Annotated in this window: 2 protein-coding genes; both read right to left on the reverse strand. The window is 33.1% G+C overall.

From position 1 onward, the window contains the following. A partial coding sequence (locus ACF91D_RS30050) for a recombinase family protein (RefSeq protein ID WP_392438388.1) occupies positions 1 to 237 on the reverse strand: 237 nt, incomplete at its 3' end. A gap of 224 nt (positions 238 to 461) precedes the next feature. Beyond that, a partial coding sequence (locus ACF91D_RS30055; protein WP_392438390.1) for a DUF5906 domain-containing protein occupies positions 462 to 1,826 on the reverse strand: 1,365 nt, incomplete at its 5' end.

The following is a 1,826-nucleotide window of genomic DNA, read 5'->3' on the forward strand; positions in this document are numbered from 1 at the left end:
ACTTAACACCATTTCGATTTTATTATTTTTAACATCATTTAATAGACGTTTCATTGCTGGACGACCTTCAATACTTTTACCTGATATACCAGAATCGATATAAGTATCATAGTCATAACCTGGATAGTTTTTAACAACTTCTTTGATGAGCACCTGTTCTTGTTCATGGATTGAATATCCACGTTCTGACTGCTCAGATGTGCTTACACGTGAATATAGTGCAATTTTCTTACTCATAACATATCGCTCCTTTTATTAGAATATTGCTATAGACCATTGGTCTTATAACATCATATTGATAATATATATTTATAACTTCGTTTCATTTTTATCACTTTTACCACTTAAAAACATGAGTACTACAGGCCAATACCTGTAGTACATAATTAGCTTACTTACCTTTATGAATACGTTCTTCTATAATAGGTACAAGTACTTCTACAAATGCTTCAATTTGTTCATTATTCATCGTCAAATTCCTCCCAATCAAAGTCCAAATTCTCTTCTTGTAATACCTCATCATCTGTTACATTCTCATTTTTATCGAATGGTATGATGTTATCTGCTTTAGAAATATTATGAGTTTCTTCGTCAACAGCATTTTTCCAACCTAAATCTGTCCAATATTCATAACCATCATTTAGTTTGGTTTGAGTATCAAAGTTAACTTGAATTAGTTGTTTAACGACCTGGGGACTTATCTTTATTTCTTCACAAATTATTTGATTTAGTTCAGCCGATTTAATTCGTGACCCTGACTCATTATTAATAAGTTTTCTGAGTAAATTAATGCATGCTTTCTGACTTTTATGGTTAGCTGATTTGCTAGGAACAAATTCATATCCAAAATTCAGCCAATCATGTGATATTTCAGTGACGCGCTCATTTTCGAGATATTCCCTATCTTCATTAACAATTTGCTGATAGACATGCATCAAATAGAGGAAAATCGCTTTCTTTTCATTCTGTAACTTTTCACTTAAATTCGGATCAGCTTTTTCGACATAGTATTCACAAGGTATAATAGCAATTCGACGCTCTAGTGCCTTCGCATGAGCAGATGGAAAATTAAGTCTTGCATTTGTACCAAAAGCAAGTTTTAAATCCAAAGTAGTTTCAACTTGTGTTTTACCTTTACGATCAACGTGCACTGGTTCAACAGATACTAACTTTTTTAAATCATTTACAATCTTTTCTTGAATCCTTGATTCCCCAATTTCGTCACTTGCCATAAGTTTTTTACCCACCAAGCTCTCTTTGTCAAAACGGCCTTGAAGCTCGTTAAGTGCTTTAGACACAATGTCTTCGCTGTAGAAAAATGACCTAACTAAATTAATAAATACGGATTTACCATTCTTAGCTCCACCATATAATAGTAAGGCTCTGCGATACTTTTTGTTAGCTGTAAGAAGCACCGCTGTATGTTGAAAAAGAAAGTACTGTAAATCAGAATCAAAATTAGAAAGCTCTAGCATGTACCGATTGAAACATGGCGGTATCTTATCAGTTATGACATCACTTTTATTCAACTCTAAATTCAGACGTGTTGTGGGGAAAATCTTTATAGAATTTCCAACCACTTCAAATGTGTCTAGATTAAACATGTTATGACCGCATCCAATGTACTGTTTATTCTCAACTAGTTCTTCTACATCTATTGAATTTTGTAAGCCAACCACTACATTCTTTAGAATACTTAACGAGGGCTTATAATCAACTAGCAACACTTGTATCATTTTAGATATCAGCCCTTGCAATTCATCTTCATTTACCTTTTGCCAACCTTTATCTTTGAAAACAAACAACTCTGAATCAAAACGCTTGAT

It is taken from the genome of Staphylococcus sp. 231237_7MaSpsaltlick, from assembly GCF_043107035.1.